The 20,318-nt window shown below is 61.2% G+C and carries 18 protein-coding genes; 10 read left to right on the forward strand and 8 right to left on the reverse strand.

Features of this window, described 5'->3' with window-relative positions; all coding sequences use genetic code 11:
- Window positions 1-39: 39 nt before the first annotated feature.
- Genes LB569_RS09695 through LB569_RS09710 form a run of 4 tightly spaced genes read left to right on the forward strand, consistent with a single transcriptional unit; the run spans window position 40 to window position 5,389 of the window.
- On the forward strand, window positions 40-1,410 hold the full coding sequence (locus LB569_RS09695; protein ID WP_411970202.1) for an aspartate aminotransferase family protein: 1,371 nt from the start codon (window positions 40-42) through the stop codon (window positions 1,408-1,410).
- Window positions 1,410-3,149: an acetolactate synthase catalytic subunit gene (locus LB569_RS09700; protein WP_224692025.1), complete on the forward strand. Its 1,740-nt coding sequence runs from the start codon at window positions 1,410-1,412 to the stop codon at window positions 3,147-3,149. Before LB569_RS09695 ends, LB569_RS09700 begins: the two co-directional genes overlap by 1 nt.
- Window positions 3,149-3,928: an SDR family NAD(P)-dependent oxidoreductase gene (locus LB569_RS09705; protein ID WP_224692026.1), complete on the forward strand. Its 780-nt coding sequence runs from the start codon at window positions 3,149-3,151 to the stop codon at window positions 3,926-3,928. Before LB569_RS09700 ends, LB569_RS09705 begins: the two co-directional genes overlap by 1 nt.
- Before the next feature lie 45 nt (window positions 3,929-3,973).
- On the forward strand, window positions 3,974-5,389 hold the full coding sequence (locus LB569_RS09710; protein ID WP_224692027.1) for an amidohydrolase family protein: 1,416 nt from the start codon (window positions 3,974-3,976) through the stop codon (window positions 5,387-5,389).
- Between the two features lie 54 nt (window positions 5,390-5,443).
- On the opposite strand, the gene LB569_RS09715 is transcribed toward LB569_RS09710, so the two are convergent.
- From LB569_RS09715 to LB569_RS09750, 8 genes are all read right to left on the reverse strand, one after another.
- Window positions 5,444-6,004, reverse strand: a complete 561-nt coding sequence (locus tag LB569_RS09715) for a type II toxin-antitoxin system VapC family toxin (protein WP_224692028.1) — start codon at window positions 6,002-6,004, stop codon at window positions 5,444-5,446.
- 11 nt (window positions 6,005-6,015) lie between these two features.
- Complete coding sequence (locus LB569_RS09720; protein WP_224692029.1) at window positions 6,016-6,384, reverse strand: hypothetical protein; 369 nt, start codon at window positions 6,382-6,384, stop codon at window positions 6,016-6,018.
- Between the two features lie 155 nt (window positions 6,385-6,539).
- Entirely contained in the window at window positions 6,540-8,000 is a 1,461-nt protein-coding gene (locus tag LB569_RS09725; protein WP_224692030.1) for an amidohydrolase family protein, read from the reverse strand.
- Window positions 8,000-8,563 carry a GNAT family N-acetyltransferase gene (locus LB569_RS09730; protein ID WP_224692031.1) on the reverse strand — a complete coding sequence of 188 codons (564 nt, stop codon included), beginning with the start codon at window positions 8,561-8,563 and terminating at the stop codon, window positions 8,000-8,002. The genes LB569_RS09725 and LB569_RS09730 overlap by 1 nt, the downstream gene beginning before the upstream one ends.
- Window positions 8,564-8,586: 23 nt before the next feature.
- A complete protein-coding gene (locus LB569_RS09735; RefSeq protein ID WP_224692032.1) occupies window positions 8,587-9,504 on the reverse strand; it encodes a DMT family transporter in 918 nt (305 codons plus the stop codon).
- A gap of 18 nt (window positions 9,505-9,522) precedes the next feature.
- Window positions 9,523-10,857, reverse strand: a complete 1,335-nt coding sequence (locus LB569_RS09740; RefSeq protein ID WP_224692033.1) for an aspartate aminotransferase family protein — start codon at window positions 10,855-10,857, stop codon at window positions 9,523-9,525.
- A gap of 109 nt (window positions 10,858-10,966) precedes the next feature.
- Window positions 10,967-12,220 (reverse strand): aminotransferase class I/II-fold pyridoxal phosphate-dependent enzyme, encoded by a 1,254-nt coding sequence (locus tag LB569_RS09745; protein WP_224692034.1) that lies wholly within the window; start codon window positions 12,218-12,220, stop codon window positions 10,967-10,969.
- Between the two features lie 324 nt (window positions 12,221-12,544).
- Window positions 12,545-13,246, reverse strand: coding sequence for a response regulator transcription factor (locus LB569_RS09750; RefSeq protein ID WP_224692035.1), 702 nt, complete (start codon window positions 13,244-13,246; stop codon window positions 12,545-12,547).
- A 425-nt stretch (window positions 13,247-13,671) separates the two neighbouring features.
- Between LB569_RS09750 and LB569_RS09755 the strand changes: the two genes are divergently transcribed.
- The 6 genes from LB569_RS09755 (at window position 13,672) to LB569_RS09780 (ending at window position 19,869) form a co-directional block, all read left to right on the forward strand.
- Window positions 13,672-13,950 carry a hypothetical protein gene (locus tag LB569_RS09755; RefSeq protein WP_224692036.1) on the forward strand — a complete coding sequence of 93 codons (279 nt, stop codon included), beginning with the start codon at window positions 13,672-13,674 and terminating at the stop codon, window positions 13,948-13,950.
- A gap of 171 nt (window positions 13,951-14,121) precedes the next feature.
- A complete protein-coding gene (locus tag LB569_RS09760) occupies window positions 14,122-14,841 on the forward strand; it encodes a LuxR family transcriptional regulator (RefSeq protein WP_224692037.1) in 720 nt (239 codons plus the stop codon).
- 89 nt (window positions 14,842-14,930) lie between these two features.
- Window positions 14,931-15,497, forward strand: a complete 567-nt coding sequence (locus tag LB569_RS09765; RefSeq protein WP_224692038.1) for an acyl-homoserine-lactone synthase — start codon at window positions 14,931-14,933, stop codon at window positions 15,495-15,497.
- 578 nt (window positions 15,498-16,075) lie between these two features.
- Window positions 16,076-16,243, forward strand: coding sequence for a hypothetical protein (locus LB569_RS09770; protein ID WP_224692039.1), 168 nt, complete (start codon window positions 16,076-16,078; stop codon window positions 16,241-16,243).
- A gap of 227 nt (window positions 16,244-16,470) precedes the next feature.
- Complete coding sequence (locus LB569_RS09775) at window positions 16,471-17,358, forward strand: DUF3991 and TOPRIM domain-containing protein (RefSeq protein WP_224692040.1); 888 nt, start codon at window positions 16,471-16,473, stop codon at window positions 17,356-17,358.
- A 795-nt stretch (window positions 17,359-18,153) separates the two neighbouring features.
- The gene (locus tag LB569_RS09780) at window positions 18,154-19,869 is read left to right on the forward strand and encodes a ParB N-terminal domain-containing protein (protein WP_224692041.1); all 1,716 of its coding nucleotides are present in this window, start codon (window positions 18,154-18,156) and stop codon (window positions 19,867-19,869) included.
- Window positions 19,870-20,318: the final 449 nt, after the last annotated feature.

Raw genomic sequence — 20,318 nt, forward strand, 5'->3', positions numbered from 1 at the left:
GGTTCGCGCAGCCGCGGCCATTGATCCTGGAGGTGAGACGTGATCCCGAGCCCGGCCTATCGGCAAAATTCTCAAGCAGCTGAATTCTCGCCAGGAGAGCGCTCGCAAGCGCTGTTTGAACGCGCTCGTGGTGTCTTTCCGGATGGAACGACACGCATCACGATCGACCGTGACCCATTCCCTCGCTACGTTCTACGCGGGGAGGGCGCTTACCTCATCGACGTCGACGGCCGGCGTTTTCTCGACCTCAATGCCAATTTTACCACGCTTATTCATGGCCACGCCTTCGAGCCGGTCATCGCTGCCGTCGAACGGCAAATGCGGAATGGCACCTGCTTTGCCAATCCTACGCAGGCGGAGGTCGAACTGGCCTCGCTCTTGTGCGAACGTGTGCCAAGGCTGGAGCGCATCCGTTTTGTCAACACGGGTACGGAAGCCGTCATGTTCGCCATCAAGGCCGCTCGTGCCTTCACAGGCCGACCTTGCATCGCCAAGATTGAGGGCGCCTATCACGGTGCCTATGACTGGGTGGAAGTGGCGCAGGCAAGTGCGCCGGAAAACTGGGGGGCACCCGATCGTCCTGCTGCAACCGGCTATTACCACGGCATGCCGGCTTCGGTACGGGACGACGTGGTGGTGCTTCGCTTCAACGATGCGGGCGCAGCGCGCGACCTGCTGAGCCGGCGCGCCGGCGAGATCGCTGCTGTTCTCATTGATCCCATGCCAAGCCGCGCTGGCCTTGTCGCACCGGAGCCTGAGTTCCTTTCCGCCGTTCAAGAAACGGCGCGCCAGCATGGGATCCTCGTTATCAGCGACGAAGTCCTCAATTTTCGTCAGGATTACCGCGGTGCCTCGGCGCGCTATGGTCTGGAACCGGACCTGTTTGCCTTGGGCAAGATCATTGGAGGCGGGTTCCCGATTGGCGCGGTTGGCGGGCCGCGTGAGATCATGGCGGTGTTTGATGCCTGTCACGGTCGCCCGTTGCTTCCGCAAGGAGGAACCTTTTCGGCAAATCCGATCTCGATGGTAGCGGGCCACGCCGCAATGACGGCGCTCGATCAGGCTGCCTTTGCGCGGCTCGAGGCGCTGGGAAGCAATCTTCGCAAGCGCCTGGAGGACGCAATCTCGCGGGCCGGCGCACCGCTGAGCATTACCGGGGCTGCCTCGCTGTTTCGAATCCATCCAAAACCGACGCCGCCGCGGGAGTTTCGCGAAGCGTATTGCACTCCCGCGCAAGCGAACATCAACAACGAGATGTCCCGCTTTTTTGCCCGGCAGGGCATCATTTTGCCCAGCGGCGCCGCGGCATGTCTTTCGACGCCGATCGGCGAGCCGGAGATCGATGCGATCGCCAGCGCCTTTGAAGCGTTCCTTGCTGAAAATTCAGCCCTGATCGAGGAGACATTGTGATGTCCGCGGCTCTCGAAACCGTCGCCGAGCGCATTGCCCAAGCATTGAAGCGCCATGGCGTTGAGCTCATTTTCGCGCAAAGCCTTCCCTCCGCGGTCATTCTTGCGGCCGAGGCGATTGGCATTCGGCAGATCGCTTATCGCCAAGAGAATATGGGCGGCGCAATGGCGGATGGATATGCACGCCGATCCGGCCGAACCTCCGTCGTCGCGGCCCAAAATGGCCCAGCTGCAACGTTGCTGGTCCCTCCGCTCGCCGAAGCACTGAAGGCCAGTGTGCCGATCGTGGCGCTCGTCCAGGAGGTTGAGAGGCCGCATTTTGATCGAAATGCTTTCCAGGAGCTTGATCATATCGCCCTGTTTCAACCCTGCGCCAAATGGGTCAGACGTCTCATCACCGCGGACCGCGTGGACGACTATGTCGACGCGGCCTTTACCGCGGCAGGAAGCGGCAGGCCCGGTCCCGCAGTGCTGTTGCTGCCGGCGGATTTGTTGCGGGAGACCGCAATCGAATCTGGGCATCCAAGGACAGCAATGCTCGGGGCGTGGCCAATTGACAGATCGCGACCGGGCGATGGGGCGATCTCCGCCGCCTCAAAATTGCTGGCACAGGCACGCCAGCCGATCGTCATGGCCGGCGGCGGGGCCCTGACCACAGGAGCGCCGCAAGCGCTTGCTCGCCTGCAGGACGTTGCGCATTTGCCCGTGATGACGACCCCGATGGGCAAAGGCGCGGTGAACGAAACGCATGCACTTTCCCTGGGCGTTCTTGGTCCGCTAACCGGCCCGGGATCCATGGGGCGCCACTCAAGGCGGCTCCTGGAAGAGGCGGACGTGGTCCTGTTTGTCGGTACGCGCACCAATCAAAACGCGACGGACAGCTGGCGCTCCATCCCGCAGTCCGCACGCGTCATTCACATCGATGTCGATCCAGCGGAAATCGGTCGCAACTACGAGGCGTTGCGCCTTGTCGGCGATGCGGCAGAGACAGTCACAGCCCTCGCCGAGGCGCTCAGTCACTGCGACTTGTCACATCGCCTGGCGGGACGTGGTGAACTGGAACGCAAGATTGCGCGGATGCGGGCTGCTTTCGAGGTCGAGCGCGGCAAAATCCTGGCCCGCCACCCGGCCTTGCTTCGGCCCGAGCGTGTCATGATGGATCTTCAGCGTTGCCTCACGGCCAACATGACGGTGGTTGCTGATGCCAGCTATTCCTCCATGTGGGTGGTCGGCCAACTGACTGCTCTCAAGGCCGGCCAGCGTTTCCTCACGCCGCGGGGCCTGGCCGGTCTTGGCTGGGGGGCGCCAATGGCCATCGGCGCCAAACTGGCCAGCCCTGCCGACCCGGTCGTCGCCCTCGTCGGTGATGGTGGTTTTGCGCACTCCTGGGCGGAACTTGAAACAATGGTGCGTCTGGGCATCAACATCACCATCATCGTCCTCAACAACGGCGTCCTTGGCTATCAAAAGGACGCCGAGACGGTGAAGTTTGGCCACTACACCAGTGCCTGTCATTTTGCGCCTGTCGACCACGCGGCCGTCGCCAGGGCTTGCGGTTGCAGAGCCTTCCGGGTCGAGAGTCCGGAGGAGGTCCTGCCTGCGCTTCAGGCAACCCTTGCTTCGCAAGAACCGTGGTTGGTCGAGATCATTACAGATCCCGACGCTCATCCGCCCTTATCTCTCTATGACGGGACACTTGACGCAGCCGAGCTGCCTCCTGCTCTGGCGGAGGCCGTCTGATGGCCGAACTGGGTGAGGAGACGCCGGTTGCGGTGATCACCGGCGCTTCGAGCGGCATCGGCCTCGCAAGCGCCGACGCGCTCTTGCGGGCCGGTTATCGTGTCGCCTTCTTCAGCCACCAGCCAGAGCGGGTTGAAGCTGCCGCTCGCAGCCTGTGCGATTCCTATGGGGCCGAGCGGATAAGATCGGCGGTGGTCGACCTGCGTGATCCCGAGACCGTGCGGCGGTTCTTCGGCGATCTCATGGCAAACTGGCCGGCACCCTCAGTCCTCGTTTGCAACGCCGGATTCTCGCCCAAACGCAATGGCGGACGGGTTCCTATCGAAGAAATCGACCTTGCCGAGTGGCACGAAGTCTTGGCGGTCAATCTCACCGGCGCCCTGGTTTGCTGCCAATGCGTTCTGCCCGCCATGGTCAACCGGCGATACGGACGCATCGTTTTCATCGGTTCGCTGGCTGGTCGCACGATGCCGAAAATAGCTGGTGCTGCCTATACCGCATCCAAGAGCGGTCTCGCCGGCCTCGCCCGATCGATTGTCAGCGAATACTCGCGATTCGGCATCACCGCAAACACGATCACACCCGGCCGGATCGTCACCGATATGGCAGGTCCGACAGATTCGCTCGTCAACAAGGAGAGCCTCGCGCGCATTCCCATCGGCCGCCTCGGTCGACCGGAGGATATCGCCCGCGCCGTGGCTTTCCTGGTGGCGCCGGACGCCGACTTCCTCAACGGAGCGGTGCTCGACGTCAACGGTGGTGAATTCACGCCGCCATGATCCTTGAGTGTGTTCTGATTGCCACCCCTATCGCGGATCCTTGTCATGCCCTTTGCAACAACCACCTTCAAGGCGCCGGCCGGGTCCAACGGGCCGCAACACTGTGATCTCATTGTCCACAATGCCACGATCCTTACCGTGGACGCCGATGACCGCGTTGTCGCGGGCGGCGCGCTTGCGGCACGAAATGGGCGCATTGTCGCGCTTGAGCAGCAAGACGAGATCTTCGCCAAGTATACCTCAGAGCACTTGTTGGATGCGCGCGGTGGCATGATCCATCCGGGCTTTATCGATGCCCACGTCCATGTCTCCCAATACACCGCACGCAGCATCTTGCCCTTGATGGACGGGACATCCGTTACCATGGGGCATTGGAAAGGCGAGCTAACGCCACAGGACGAGCGCGTAAGCGCCCTTTTGGCGGCGCTCGACTACCTGCTGTGCGGCTATACGGGTTTTGTCGATCCAGGTACCGTTTTTGCCCCCGATGCAGTCGCAACCGTTGCCGATGAAGCCGGGATCCGCATCTGGCTCACCGATCCATACGTTGCCGATGGCGGCGAGGCGCTGGCCGCGAATTTGCCTGAACTCGTCAGCGAAAGCTTTCTTGCTCGCTGGCCACGAAACACCGATGAAGCGCTCAAGAGACTGGGGTCCCAGCTTTTCCGTAACAGGAACCAGGACAGCCTGGTGAAAGCCTTCATCGGACTCTATGGAGAGGCCACCGATTCACCCGAACTCTACCAAGCCGCGCTGAGCCTTGCCCGCGATCACGGTGTGCGGTTGCAAGAGCATCTGGGCTATCTTCCGGCATTTCAGCTCAAGCGGGAGAAGACGCTGGGGCGCCCGTTGCTGAGGTGGTTCGAGGAACGCGGCTTCTTGGACGCCCATGTCACCTTCATTCACATGAACTTGGTGCGCGAAGACGAGATTTCTGTTCTGGCCAAGCATGGCGTGCGCACAGTCTGGTGTCCCTGGGGCCAATTGCAGATGCTGGGTCAGCACGGTGCGCAGGCGCGCATGGTGGAACTGCACCGGTCCGGCGTCGCCGTCGGCATCGCCAGCGACATCCCCCGTGTTGCTGATTTCGATGCGCTTGGAAGCCTGGCCACCTGCGCTGCCGCTGCCTCGGGACAGCCGGCAACGCCGCGCGAAATTCTGCGCATGCGTACACTGGGCGCAGCAGCAACCATCGGCGCCGAGACGGAACTGGGAAGTCTGGAGCTTGGCAAGCGCGCCGATTTCGTGGTGCGCAGCCCAAGCGCTTCGGTAAATTTCGGCTTCGATCCGGGGCTCGAGCTGGCGGTGATCGGCGGCCGCCAAACCGTGGAGGCGGTGTTCGTGGGCGGCCGTCAGGTCGTCGATCGCGGTAAGGTCCTCACCCTGGATGAAGGCACCGTCATCGCTTCAGCGCACCAATCGGCGCGCTCGCTCGCTTCCAGGATTGGTCTTTGCGCCTGAGCCTGGTCAGGCAAGTCCAGTCTGTCTCAAAAGGTGGCGAACGCAGCAGTGGCGCTACCTGTAGAAAAGGACTTTGCCGCCAGGAAAGAGTTGTCCGCAGAAGTCGTAGTCGGCGATGTTTCGAGTCAACAGAACGAGGCCCGATTTCGATGCCTGCAGATATAGGGTGCAGTCGTACAGGCAGCGCAGCTTCTGGTCGTTCTGATAGCCCTGTAGGCGACAGAGCACGCCATTCAAAACAGCAGCGCGGCCAAGGACGTCCGCATCAGGCGTTAGGATCCGGTGTCTGGGCATGGATCGGATTACCTCCGACACAGCTCGGTAGACGCCCGGGGTACGGGTATCTTTGGGCTTCAGCACACCAAGCGTATGGCCCAACTCCTGAATGCAGATGGCTGAGTGGTTGTTGTGCCGAGCGTCCATGATCTGCTTCACCAACACAGGGGCTTTGCCTTGGAGCCTGTCGATGTACACACAGGTGTCAAGCAATAGGGCTTGGCCACCGAGCTCGCCCTCGTTCACGAAGGACAGTTGATCATCAGGTCGGCGAGCAAGTGTTTTGGTCGGAAAGCCTCTCAGCGAGCGAAGGGCTGCTTCAACATCAAATTCTGACACTCAAACCTCAATCAGAAGCCGAGCTTGATGTCTGGATCGATGGTTCCCGCGAGCTTGTTCATCGTCGCGGGGAAATTGTCCTCGAGCGCGACATTCGCAAGGGCGAATTCCAGCAACTCGGTGTCGCCCTTGATCCCCGTCTGCAGTTTGGCTTGCTCAATGAGCGCATGGCTCAAACGTGCTGTGATCCGCTCGTCCTTCGAGCCGATCAGGCCTTTGCGTATAGCGGCACGAAGCGTCTGCCGAACGACAAACGTCTGCTCACCCGGCGTGTCCTTGTCGGCGTTCTTCCGGATCGGACCCCGCATGCGCTTCTTTTTCGCAACGAGGGGCTGTTGCGGAGCAGTCGGTGACGACCGCATTCTCAGGGTCTTGGCCATTTTGCTATCTCCTATGCTGTTAGCCAAGTCGTGCGCTTTGTCGAACATAACAGGTGAGAGTAGCTTTGTCACTCGCAAGCTCGCCCAGTTTGCTTGATATTGCGCCGGGAGAGCCGTGTGTCGAATGTGTGATCTATCTTGCTGTTGAGCGAGATTCAGTGACGTGTCAGGTCAAGGCGGGCGGCAAGGCTTCGCACCGACTGATGGGCACGGGCAACCACGGCGGGCGTGTCGTCCTTCAGCACTTCGCCATGCTTTACCACGCACTTCCCGTCAACGAACACTGAATCAATGGTGCTGGCGTCGGCTATGACCGCGAATTCCAGCGCGGGATCACGCCCCAGGTTTTCAGAGACGTCGGGCCGGCGGACGACAAAGTCGGCGCGCTTGCCGATCTCGAGACTGCCAAGCTCGGAAGCGGCGCCCACCGTGGCAGCGGAACCGACCGTGCGCATGCGCAGGATTTCACGGCCCGTCGCGGCTAGACCCGTCGCCGCCGCCGTGACCGCGGCCAATGTGCCAAGGGCGCTGAAATGAACGACGCGAGGAATGTCGCTTGCGATGCCGACAGCCACGCCGGCCCTATGCAGCTCCACCATTCGGCCTTCGGCGCCGCCGCGCCCAAGCATTTGCAATTGTCCGTAGGGGCACCACACAACGCCCACGCCATGCGCTGCGAGGAGCCGGACGTCGCCGGGATGAACAGCATTCATGTGCACAAAGGTGACATGGCTGTCGAGGAGGCCCTCACTGCTCATGTGCTGCATCATGCTGACCCTGAGCACCGATTCGCGCTGCCGGTATAGAAGAGGCGCGTAGCCCAGATGCTCCTGCATCTGCACGCCATGCTCACGCGCCAACTCGAAGGCGGCGCGAAAGAGCGCTTCGGAGTCCGTGCCTTCGCCGTAGAGGCCGACAAAGGCCCTGACGAGACTGTTCTTGTTCCTGTTGCGAAACAGTTGCGAGCCAAGGCGGCGGAAGGCTTCGTCCCGATTTTTTGGCCATAGGGCAAGGAATGGCTCGCTGACAAGCTCCGGAAAGTGTTTCTTGAGCTCGATGCCGGCGTCGGCGACGTAGGGATCGGTCAGCCATATGCGAATGCCGAATTCATCCGCGACCGGGGCGACCGCGTCAGGCGAGAAGATCGTGCCTGGGTCGACGAAGCCCGTGTAGCCGCTCCTTAGATAGTCGACGGCCGCCAAGGCCGCGCTCGCATGCTCATCTTGCGGGGTCAGGGCGCTCTTCCAGTCGCCCATCGTGATACTCGTCCCCTCCATGGAGGAAAGGATGCTGCGAGAGGTGTATTGGGAAATATGGACATGGGCGTCGATGAAGCCGGGATGGACGATACCACCACCAGCGTCGAGCGACTGGCGCGACTTGTAGCGGGAGAGAACGTCGCGACTGTTCTCGACAGCAACAATGACCCCGTCATGAACCGCGATGGCGCCGTTCGCGATCACCTTGTCTGTTTCATCGACCGTCAGCAGCACCGCGTTGTGAACGACGAGATCGCAAACTTGCTTCTCATGGTCTGGCACATCAGTCTCCTTCGTCAAGACGCTCACAAGTTCTGCCCCTGTCGGCGCGTTAATCGCGATCGAGCGTTTCACCATCAGCCCGCTTGTCTGCTGGGTCCGCCGCTCTGGGAGCGCTGCCGTACTGGGCCCGGCCGCACCTCGTAAAAGCCCTTCACGCGATCGCCATACTGTCTGTCTTCGACATGCGTGAATCCGATCTTTTCGGCGGCGCGAACAGCGCGTTCGTTCTCTGGCCGGATCAGCGCAACCACCCGCTCCAGGCCGAGTTCTTCGAACGCATAGCGCAGGATTGCCGTGCCAAGTTCTGGACCGATCCCTCGGCCGGCAACATGCCCAAACAGGCAAAGGCCGTACTCGACATCCGCCGTATCTTCGAAATAGCGCAAGCCAGCGCGGCCCACGAATTCGCGCTCTGCCTGGCAATGTCCTTTCAAGATCACGCCGAAAAAGCCAAAGCCATTCTGCCGCCAGTCTCGCACATACAGCTCGATCTTTTCCCGCGTGTGCTGAGGCGAGGGAGGCTCGCCGGAAAACAGCGATTGCACGACGAGGGGATCGGTGTGCAGGCGATGAATGTCTTCCATATCCGTAATGGCCAAGGGGCGAATGAACAGCCGCGGCGTCTCAAGAGCATACATGATCGTTCTCCTGAAAAGGCGTGTCATAATTTTTGTGAGATCAGTCCGTGAGCAATGACGATGCTTGCGATTATCGGTCCCATGAGAAGTATTTGAAATAGATTCAATCCTTCGCCCAGAAATGCTGCGCTGAGCACAATACTTAAGGGCGGGACAAGGTAATGATGCATGCTTGCAAACGCTGGCCCGCTCAACCGTATCAGTCGATAGTAGACGACGTAGACCACTGCCGTGGACATGACGCCGAGGAGCAGGAGGGCGGCCACAGTCCGCACGGTTGGGGTAATCATCCAGGGCCGCTCGAAGGCGAGGCTTAGCGGCAGCAACATGGGAATTGCGCAGATCATGACAGCCGTTCCGGTCACGAGGGCATTTCCGTCCTGCAACCGGGCCACTGTGCGGGCCGAAAGCGCATAGCATGCAGCTGCTGCCAACAGGGCCAGAAGGGGTGCCGCACTTCTGCTCGCATGCGATGTGGAAACTGTGGAAAGGCTCAGGAATGCAGCGAGCCCAATGAAGCCTGCCGACAGACCGAAGAGGGTCGCGCGTGATGGCCACTCGCGCCGGGCAAGATGGGCGAAGAGCACCGCAAACAAAGGCGTGGTGGCGACCAGGATCGCCATTTCGCTTACGGGCACCGTCATGGACGCCCAAGCGATCAGATAAAGAGGCGCCGCGTGGCCGAACAACGCTATCCGGGCATAACGCGCCCATGAACCAAGATTCAACGGAAGGGGTCCCGCATCGCTTAGCCTCAGCCACACGAGCAGCACGACGGCGGCGATGAGGAGCCTGGCCGTGGCTAAGGTCGCCGGAGGCACATCCAGAACGGCAATCTTGATGAGAAGATAGGAACCTGCCCACCAGATCGAGACGGCGGCGAGCAGGAGATAGGCGAGCAGCGATAAACGGTCGCTCACAGCAGCAAAGGCGCCCTTCATGGCAGTCATTCTCCTGCCTCACGCGACAGCGGCGGATGTTGTGTCGGCAAGCTTGGCCAAAGCTCGACCGAACCGAACGGTGAGCGTGGCGATCTCGGCCGTCGCCATGGGGGTCGAGAGGGCGCCTAGGCCAATGCGCGAAAGCAGAATCCCTTCGTCGCGACAGAGCGCGATGAACTGCGAAAGGCGCTGTCTTTGCTGCCATGCATGGTAGGCGCTTGCGTAGTCCTTCACGTCTCGGTCACCGATGAATACGCAAAAAAGCGAACCGGCGCCGGTGACATGCCCTCCTACAGCGGAGGCAGCGAGTGCTGCGCTGAGCTGCGAACGCGCTTGCGCTCCCAGAGCGTTGAGCCGCTCGATTTCCACTTCGCTAAGGGCGCGCATGGCGGCTGCACCCGCCACCATGCTGAGCGGATTGGCGGTGAAGGTGCCTGACTGAGAGACGGGAGGCTTGCCGCGGCTTGGGTCAAACACCCGCATGGTTTCGGCCCTGCCAGCGACAGCCCCGATAGGCAGTCCACCGCCGACGATCTTGCCGAAGGTGCACAGGTCTGGTTCTACCCCATAAGTGGAGATCGCGCCGCGATAGCTTAGCCGGAAACTCAGAACTTCATCCGAGATCAGCAAGATTCCGTGGCGGGCCGTGAACTCGCGCAGGAAGCGCAGGTAGGAAAGGTCGACGGGCACCAACCCCACGCGCGATGGGAGAGGGTCGACGACAACGCACGCCAGCGTCTTCTTATGCCGCTCCAGCACCCGCTCAGTGGCAACAACGTCGTTGAAGGGAATGACAACCACCTCGGCCAAGACCGACGCCGGGGTTCCATCGTTGTAGGCCTTGCCCTTTGCGGCCCCCGTTTGCCAGTCGGCAGGAACGGGATCGAGACTTACTTCCACATAGTCGTAATTGCCGTGGTAGGCACCTTCACATTTGGCGATTTTCGGGCGCCTGGTGATGGCGCGCGCGGCCTTGATGGCCATCATTACCGCTTCAGAACCTGTGTTTGTGAAGCGCACCTGCTCGAAGAAGGGCACCCTGTGGCAAAGTATCTCGGCGAGGTCGATCTCGCTTTCGGTGGGATTGGCGAAACTGAGCCCCCGGCGGATTTGTGCCATCAGCGCCGAATTCACACCGGGGTGGTCGTACCCATGGATCAGGGCAGTGAAATTGTTCTGGAAATCCAGATAGGCGTTCCCGTCTACGTCGACTACATGCGCTCCATTTCCGGATTTCAGATAAAGCGGAAAGGGTGCCTCGTAGACGCTGCTGCGTGTGTTTCCGCCAGGCATGACCTTTTTCGCGCGCTCAAGAGCAAGGCGCGAGATGCTTGTTTGATGTTGGCAGGCCATGATGCCAAACTCCCATAATCCGTGTTGTCTGGATGAATTTCATTGTGTGGAAGGTGACCCGAGTAGCCGCGACCGGAGCAGACTTGATGCTGCGTCGGCATCGTATGGCTCAGGCCGCGGCAAGCGCCTGTTGTTCGCGCACAATCTTGGAGCAGAGCTGCTCCAGGTTCGAAAGCTCGTGATTTGCCGTTAGGCAGATGCGTATGCCTGCGCGGCCGCGAGCAACCGTGGGAAAGAACGTCACGGACGTATAAAAGCCGTCATCCAGCAGGCGCGCTGCGAAATTGATGGCCGCGAACTCGTCGCCCACCATGACCATGCGAATTGGCAGCGGGGCGCCGCGTTGATCTGTCTCGATGCGCTCGTCGAAAACGGCGATGCGCTCGGCCAATCGACCTTGGCGGAGCTTGAGTTCGCTCGCTTGGTGGATGTTCGCCGAGGCGAGGCCGGCGCCAATGGCTGCGACATTGGGCGAAGCGGAGAACGCATGCGGGATCGAATAGCAGCGAAATAGCCCTTCCTGATGCGCCGTCCCAAGCATGAGCATGCCGCCCGAAGCGCCGAAGCCCTTGCCGAGCGAGGCCGCGACGATCGTGCGCGTGCCGAGTTCAGAGGGCAATTGCGAGCGCACGAAACCTTGTCCGGTATCGCCAAAGATCGAAATTCCGTGCGCGTCGTCGATGTAGAGGAAAAGGCCGTATTTTTCCTGCAACCGTAGAAGCCCTTCGATCGGCGCGAAGCCGCCCATCGAATAGACGCCATCGCACACGTAGGCGACGGCTGGATGCTTGCGGCAAATCTGCTCCAAGGCATCGAGATCATTGTGAGGAATTGTCTCGACTTGCGTTTCCTGCGCCATCACCGGCTTATGAAAGGCGAGCGAGGCATGGGCGAGACGGTCGAAAACCATGACCGGTCTCTGTCCATCCGTCAGATGTCCGGAGGCAATAATCGGCAGCGCCCCCATATTGGCGACCATGACCGTTGAATACGCGATGACGCGCGCCCCAAAGAGTTGGGAAAGGGTGTCCTCAAGATCCCCTATGAGTCCGAAATTCAGCCGTGTGCGCGCGCACGACCAGTGGAGTGAGCCATATTCTTCTACTGCGGCAATTGCGCCGGCAATGACAGCCGGATGATTGTCCAGGCCAAGATAGGAACAGCGCACATAATCTGTGATGACAGTACCGCGACGCTCTCCGGCCGTCAGTGAGACGGCCCTTCCTTCCATTGAGCGCCCATAGACGGCCATAAGCCCGCGGCGATGAGCCTCGTCAAAATACATTCGCGTCCGATCGATGACCGAGGCGGTGTTGCGGAAACGGGTGGCGTGCCCAGCTCTTAGGGGATCTGTTGCCGACATCTGAACCTCTTTTCGCAATTAAAGTCTCAAAAAAGACGCGGCCGTTGAGCCCGTCTTTTCGGCAAGAAAAACCTTGCGTGAGAGAAGATAGATATAGACTAGACTAGTGTAAAAAGCGTGAATTGTTGTTAATTACTTGTGACTGGCTGATTAATAATCAATCAAAAATTCACAATTCTTGTAGCAAATCTGGAACGGGTGGCATTTTCGAGCAAGTGGGTCAGCCCGGGCCGGACCCGGGGCATCCTGCTCGGTCTTCAAACCCTCGGCATTCCGCAAAGTGGCGAAGTGTGAAATGGTGCGACGGGGCAACGGCTTTGCCGTTCAACAACCGGTCGTGTCATCAAGCATGTAGCCTGCTGACCGGACGGTTCGGATGGAGACGCCGGGCCCGAGCTTTTGCAGCGACTTGCGTAGCCGACTGACATGCACGTCTACAGTGCGCGCATCGACGTAGATATTGTTTGGCCAGGCGCGCGCAATCAGGTCCGCGCGGCTGAAAACTTGGCGTGGCTGTTCAAGCAGGTGTCGCAACAAGCGGAATTCGATCGCCCCGAGTTGGACCTCGCTTTCGCCCCGCCGCACGCGAAAGCTGTCGGGGCGCATTTGGGTGTCGCCAAAATGAAGAACGTGGTGAGCGTGAACATTGCTGCGAGCGCCCGTCGATCGCTTCGACCGCAAGGAAAAAAGCAGCTTCGACGGCACCAGAGGCCGTATGAGGCTGTCGTCCACGCCGGCCTTCAAGAGGGCGATGTGCTGGTCTTCCGCGCCAGGTGCGATCAGCGCGACAACCGGGATAGCGCGCGTCGTCTGGTCCTGTTTCAACTGGGCGCATAGCCTGGCGACTGGAAGGCCGCTCGGACGGCAGTCCAGGATGACCGCAGCGGCGGATGGTTCCCTCGTCCGTTCCGCCGCCTCCTCGACGTTGCCGGCGAGCACGGTATCGTAGCCGTCCACATCAAGAATGTATTTGAGGATGATGTAGAGCTCTGCGTCTTGTGAGCAGACAATTGCCACTGGCTCCATCGGCAGTCCTGTTCCGGTCGAAAGCGAGCGGGTCCAGAAATACGCGCGCGCGCGGACTTTCTCGTCCTCGCCGGAACTTTACCGCCTGCTGGTTTTCGAGCTCAAAGGGACACGGTCAAAAGACAACCGTTAAAGCAGTCGCTGGCAGCGGCATAGGTGGTAGAATTACCACCTTCCTGGCGCTTTTTTTCGAGCCTGGAACACGCACCGCGATTTGCCTTTCCTGCATCGATTTGGAATAATCCGGCTCACGCCAAGAGGCGCTCAGCGGCATCGATGCCGCGCGCCTCAACCGCAAGGCCAGGGACGGCACGACAGCGTCCGGGCAGATGCCCGAGACCGTGGCTCACTTCTGTGGGTATTCAACGTCCGGCCTTCTGGCTTGCTCAGCCCCGCGCCGGACGCAACCCGCGGGAGATTTTGGCGTGGCACGATATGATTGCGATTTACTGGCGGGCGGTGATCCGCTGACACTGTGGCATTTTGCCAGTCCTTCCGAGGCCGTCGATGCGGCGATTGCCCTATATGGCTCAAGAGCATCGCTGGCGGTCGCATCAGCAGCCTTTACGGCGCGCTATGCCGGCCGCGAAGACGACTTCCGCTTTTGGTTCGCGGTCTTTTCGCAATTAAGACGCAAGGATGGGAAGGAGCCTTCGACGCAGAAAATCCTCCCGCAGGACGATGTGGGGCCGCTTGTGTCCTAACATAGCTGCAAAGAAAACTGACAGCGCTGGTCGGCTGAGTCTTGCTGCGGCATTAACGCTTCTCGCCTCAGCTTGTATTGTAGCTTGCAGTGGCTCAAAGTCACTTCCAAGGGGCTTGGGACATCAGTACGATCCCATCGTTTTCGCGGGATTCATGCAAGGGAGCGGGCGATGAATACCACGCACGTGCTTCAGGGCGCATTGCAACTGGCGAACGCAGCCAGCGTCGGGGCACTTGTGGACCTTTACCGTGCAACAATCGTGCAGTTCGGGTTCAGCTACTTTATCCTGACGGGATTGCCGAGCCAGGGCCAGCGTTTCGAAAACCTGGTTCTTGAACGCTTCTGGCCTGAAGACTGGATGTCTCACTATGTATCGCGCGAATACATCAAACGCGATCCGGTCGCGCTTGCCTCCCTTGCCCATAGGGCGCCCTTCACCTGGAAGGACGCCACAATACAAGCCAGCGAGTTTGGCTCTGCCGGCGATCGCATCATGATGGAGGCGGCCGATGCCGGGCTGAAGGACGGCGTGTGTGTGCCCATTCCCGTCCGCAACGCGCTTGCCGGCTGCATTTCACTGGCGGGCGAGGCGCCGATCACGGAAAAGGGCGCTCTTGAATCGGTAAACGTTCTTTCCCTGACTTTCGCAAGCAGGCTTCAGCTGCTCGTCGACCATAGCCGTCCCAAAGGCCTGACGCTCTCGGTTCGAGAACGCGAGGTGCTGACCTGGGTGGCCAAGGGCAAGACGGCGTGGGAGATCTCCCGGATCCTCGGCATATCAGACTCCACGGTGAACAAGCACATCGCCGGCGCGATGCGCAAGACCGGGTCCGTCACGCGCGCTCAGGCCGTCGTCAAGGCCTTGACCGCGATGGAGATCGCCGGCTGAGCAGAGGCTGCGCGTCAATGGCTAAAGGTGGCCATAGCCCGCGACAGCATCCCCTAAGAGTGTCGGTCCAAACAGGAGTGGCCGCATTCATGATTCGCCTCATCACAGGGAGCGCTGACCCTCGCCATCAGGATCTCCTGGAGGAACACCACAGGCTGCGTCACGACATTTTTGTCGGCGAACGTGGGTGGGCGACGCTCGCCCGACCCGACGAGCGCGAGGTCGATGCCTATGACACACCCCAAACCGTTTACGTGCTCGCGCTAGACGATGGTCACGTCGTCGGCGGCTACAGGTTTTTGCCGACGAGCGCGCCTCATCTTCTCCAGGATCGCTATTCCCACCTGGTCGACGGACCGGTGCCGCGGGGCCGTGAGATCCACGAATGGTCGCGATTTTTCATAAAAAAGGATCGTCGCGGAGGACGGCTCCTGCGCCAATTGATCAGCTCCGTTCCCGGGACGTGCAGGCTCCTGGGCATTGCGACCCTAACCAGCGTGATCGAGCCAGACTGGCTGTCTCGGTTCGATGCCGCCAGCTTCCGCTACCAACTGCTCGGGCCGTTTATCGAGTCCGCCGGCATGCAGCTCGCGGCAGTGGAGATCGACATTCAACGGGCTCCGGCGTCGGGCCAGGCATTCGGCTGGGAGAGCTGACGTTGAACTCCGAGACGGGCGAGGCCCGCGTTTTGGGCGCCGGCTCACCGCGACCCGGCTTGAGAAGGAGACCATGAATCTCACGGATGACTCGGAGTCATCCCGGCTTGCGACAGTGCGCGGATTCTGCAGGCGCATGCGGCTCCCGCCCGAGCCTTAGTCTTAGCAGACACGATCACCAGCCGCGCTGCCTGAAGCGCGCCGGCGATGCGCTACACGGTCGACCGAGGAAGATCCACACGTTCGGCCAGCGAGCCTCCGTTGCCAGTCGCATCCTTCAGCGCGCACTCTTCCTTGGCGTGCCGGCATGACCAGGGCCCGTGCGAAGGATCGCGGACGGCATGTCCGACTTCGGGAAGGGCTATGCGACAGCGTGGGGTCCCGCTTGAGGTCCACTCCGCTCTCATGTCCGGCTTTCCTGGTTCAGGTCCTGGCCTTCCACGGTCAACCCGCAAGGGGTTCGCTACGCAAGCGTGCGACCTCTGCGGCTTCGTCTTCGAGGTGACCACGGCCAAGCCCTGAACACGACGGGCGCCTGTCAAGCGGGGATGGGCCCGCCCAAGGACGGGAGCCAACCGATGTCGCACGATCTCACCCTCGCTCAGAACCACGCCTTCGATCTCGCACGAACCTTGATGGTCCCGGTCACGCTATTTCGGGTCGACGACGAGTTCGGCGTCATGGTGTCGAGCGAATATGACGGCGACGAGGGCACGGTGGTCCACGAGTACGATCCCTTCGAGTAAGGCGTGACTCACTGAGCCGGACCGTTGCCTGCCACTAGCGCCCGGGAGCGCGCAAGGGAGGCTTCGCCGCGGGCAGACCCGGCAGATTTGCCGGGCTTGGAGCCGCGCCCTTGCCCCCTTCGGTCTTCGCGGCCGGCCGATGGTCTCCCCAGAGAAAAAGGGGAGGACAATCCCGATAAAAAAGAAGGACCGAGCGCCGCTTCGCGGCTCTCGATTGAGGTGACACTATGGATAAGAGAGATATCGAAACCGTGCGGGAGCAAGTTTCCTGTGCAGCCGTGCTTGAGCGCGGCGGCTGGAAGGTCGACACGAAGCAGAGCACGCGCCGCGCCGTCAAATATCGGCGCGGTGACGGCGAGATCGTCATCGTGATCCACGAGGGAAAGGGATGGTTCGACCCGCTGTCGGAAGCGAAGGGCGACGTGTTCTCACTTGTGATCCATCTCGACGGTGTGGGGTTTGCTGATGCGCTCGTTCATGTCCGCGGCCTTGTCGGCTTTGTTTCTTCCGAACCGGAATGGGTGCGGTCATCACGACGCAAAAGCCCAGGGCCAATAGGAACGCGGTGGATGCGCCGTCCACCGCCAAGGCCGGGCTCGCCGACCTGGCTCTATCTCAGTGAGATGCGATGTATCCCGGACGCCGTCCTCGTCGAGGCTAACTGCCAGAACCTGCTGCGGGAGGGACCGTATGGCAGCATGTGGGCCGCACATATGGATGCTTTCGGCGTAGTGATTGGCTGGGAGCAGCGTGGTGTTGACTGGAGGGGTTTTGCGGTCGGCGGAGCCAAGGAGTTGTTCCGTCTCGGTACCGAACACCCCAAACGGCTCTGTGTCACCGAGGCTGCGATCGACGCAATGAGCCTCGCCGCGATCGAAGGTCCGCGGCGGGACACGCTCTATGTCAGCACCGGGGGTGGGTGGGCGCCGGCGGCTGATGCCGCGATCCGCAGCTTCGCTATCCAACCAGGCCTCCTCCTCGTCGCGGCGACGGATGCCAATGCTCAAGGCGACGCCTATGGGGAGCGCATCCGGCTTATCGCGAAGGCAACTGGGAGTCAGTATGCGCGGCTGCGGCCAAACACGGAGGATTGGAACAAGGACCTGACCGGATGAGGGAGGAGAAACATGGGTAATGAATACCATTCGTCGCCAGATCCGCGACGCCGAACACGAGATCAGCCTGTCGTCAGGGCGCATGGCTGAAATTGCTCAGGACATCGAGCGCCTGGTCTTCGACACATGGTGATGATTTCCCAATGACCATCGCCGGCGACGCGTGGTCATCGCCTCGATCGGCGGCTTCGATCTGGCGTTGGCCAGCGAACGCTCCGCCAAGGCTTCGATTATATCACCATGCTCAGGCGAACCGGTTCGAAGCACGAGGTCGAGCTCCTCGTCACGACCAGTCGCTCGGCGCGATCGCCAGGCTTGAGCACGCTTTCGATTTTCATGGCGAGCGGGACAATTATGCACGCCGTCTGGCGGATGCTCGCAGGCCGCCTGCCGCCCATCAGCCGCGCGTTGGGGACGCTTTGCCTTTTCGGCCGAACTCAAGCTGAAGCGCGAACTGCTCGCCGAAATCGAGGGCTGATCTTGGGGCCGCTACCGACTGGAGCGCAAGCAACCGTGGCAAAGAAGGGGAAAAAGGAAAGCCGGATCGCGGCGTAAAATGAACCTCCTCGCAGCGTAATCGGGCCGGTGACGCTCACGCTCAACCGCGCGTCTCGCGATCCCGGCCGCGTCGCCCTTCGCAGGGCTGTGAGCCCCGCTTGGGCGCCGGACAGGGATGCTCGCCCGCAATTGCACCGGCCCGATCGCGCTGCGCGGTGAGGGATGTCTTCGAGAAGAAGACGGAACAGGACCACTGGCTAGGCCTGGTCCATAACCCCGGAAATGGAGAAGCATCCCATGGAACTCATGATGGTCGATCCGCGTGCGCTGAAGGAGAACCCCGACAAGACGCGCCGGACGAAATCCACCCCTCAATCCGATGCGTTGCTGCTGGCGACGATCAAGGCGGTCGGCATCATCCAGCCACCGATCATCCTGCCCGAGCGGGGCGGCGGCAACGGCTACACCATCCATTTCGGCCATCGCCGCGTTGCACAGGCGATCGCCGCCGATCTTGCGGAGATACAGGTACTCGTAGCCAACCCCGACGAAGACCACGACGCCATGCGAGCGCTCATCGAAAACGTCGCCCGCGATCCGCTTAACCCGGTAGATCTGTGGCGTTCGATCGAACGCCTCGTCGCGCTCGGATGGACCGAGGAATCCACCGCGCTTGCGCTTGCGCTGCCAGTGCGACAGATCCGCAAGCTGCGCTTGCTCGCCAACGTCCTGCCCGCCATGCTCGACCAGATGGCGAAGGGCGATATGCCGACCGAGCAAAATCTGCGGATCATCGCAGCCGCCAGCCAGGGAGAACAGTCCGAGGTCTGGAAGAGATACAAGCCGAAGAAGGCCGATCCCACAGTCTATTGGCATGAAGTTGCCCGGGCGCTCACGAAAACGCGACTGTTGGCGAAGCACGCGAGCTTTGGCGAAGATCTCGCCCAGGCTTACGGCATCGTGTGGCAGGAGGATCTGTTCGCACCGGCCGATGAGGACAGCCGGTACACGACCGATCTTACAGCATTTTACGGGGCGCAGCAGGAATGGCTGGCCAACAATCTGCCCAAGCGTGGCTCGATGGTCGAAGTGAGCGACTATGGCCAGCCGAAGCTCCCCGCGAAGGCCGAGCGGGTCTATGGGAAGCCTGGCAAAGGTGACCATACCGCCTGGTACATCGACGGCCGGTCTGGTGAAGTACAGTCGATTGCCTACCGCATCCCGGAGACGAAGGAGGCGAAGGACAAGTCTGGTTCCAGCAGCGTCGCTGCTGTGGCAACGCAGAGATCGGACGTGACCCGCAAGGGCAGGGAGATGATCGGCGATCTTCGCACCGATGCGCTCCATGAGGCGTTCGCCCGTGCGCGGATCGAGGACGACACACTGATGGCTTTACTCGTTCTGGCGTTCGCCGGCATGAACGTGTCCGTCGCCAGCGGCTCCTCCGACAATCCTTATGCACACGCAAACTGCAACGCGCACGCCGCGCGCTTGATCAGCGAGGACGGCAAGCTCAAACCGGATCGGGAAACGTTGCAGCAAGTCGTGCGCTCAGTGCTGATCGATGTGTTGTCGTGCCGGGAAAACCGATCCGCCAGCGGTATCGTCGCGCGGATCGCCGGCGAGGCCATCGGCGCGGACGCGTTTCTGCCGAATATGGGTACGGATGATTTCCTCTCTTGCCTGTCGCGCGCAGCACTTGAGGCTTCGTTGAAGGGCACGCCGGTCGCGGCGCGCAATCGCGTGAAGGACACGCGCGCGGCCCTGGTCGAGCATTTCGCGGAAGGCCGCTTTGTTCATCCAGCAGCTCTGTTTGCGCCGAAGCTGGAGGCGATCACCGACTGGGTGGCGAAGCACTCAACGTCCGACCCCGGCGACGCGTTCGACGATGGCGCGGCGCAAGAGCTCGCCGAACTGGATGGCGACCAGTCGGACGCACGGGCGCGGGACTGTCACGGCGATGACGACGCCGGCGAGCCCACTAAGGACGAATTCGCGATCGCAGCCGAATAGGGGCGGTTCCCCTTCTTTCCGAAAGATCTCCGCCGCCGGCAGAAATGTTGGCGGCGGTTCAGTTTCACCGATGAGAAAAACGAGGACTAAAATGTCCTCTCAACTGATCCACGATATCGCGCCGCTCGGCTCGCTCGTCCGCTATAGCCACGGCACGGCAAAGCTGCCTCAGCGTTTAAAGCGGAAGCTCGCTGCCTGGGAGAACGTGAACGGGAGCGGCCGCCTGGTCCGCAAGGTCCCGGCGTGCCAGAGGGCGAGCTATGCGCCTGCCGCCAGCATCGCTTCACAAGGGCGGCTTTTCCGGCGGCGGCGTCATCGTCATGGTGCTGCATCAGACCTGTGCGTCACCAGCGCGATGCAGTTCGACCTCGTCAAGAGTCCCGCCCCTGGGTCGGTGCGCGTTCTCAGTCGCCCGGCGACAATGCCGAACTGTTGCACCTCGCCGCCGA

Origin of the sequence: Mesorhizobium sp. BH1-1-4 (assembly GCF_020165665.1) — a bacterium.
Classification (GTDB): Bacteria; Pseudomonadota; Alphaproteobacteria; order Rhizobiales; family Rhizobiaceae; genus Mesorhizobium.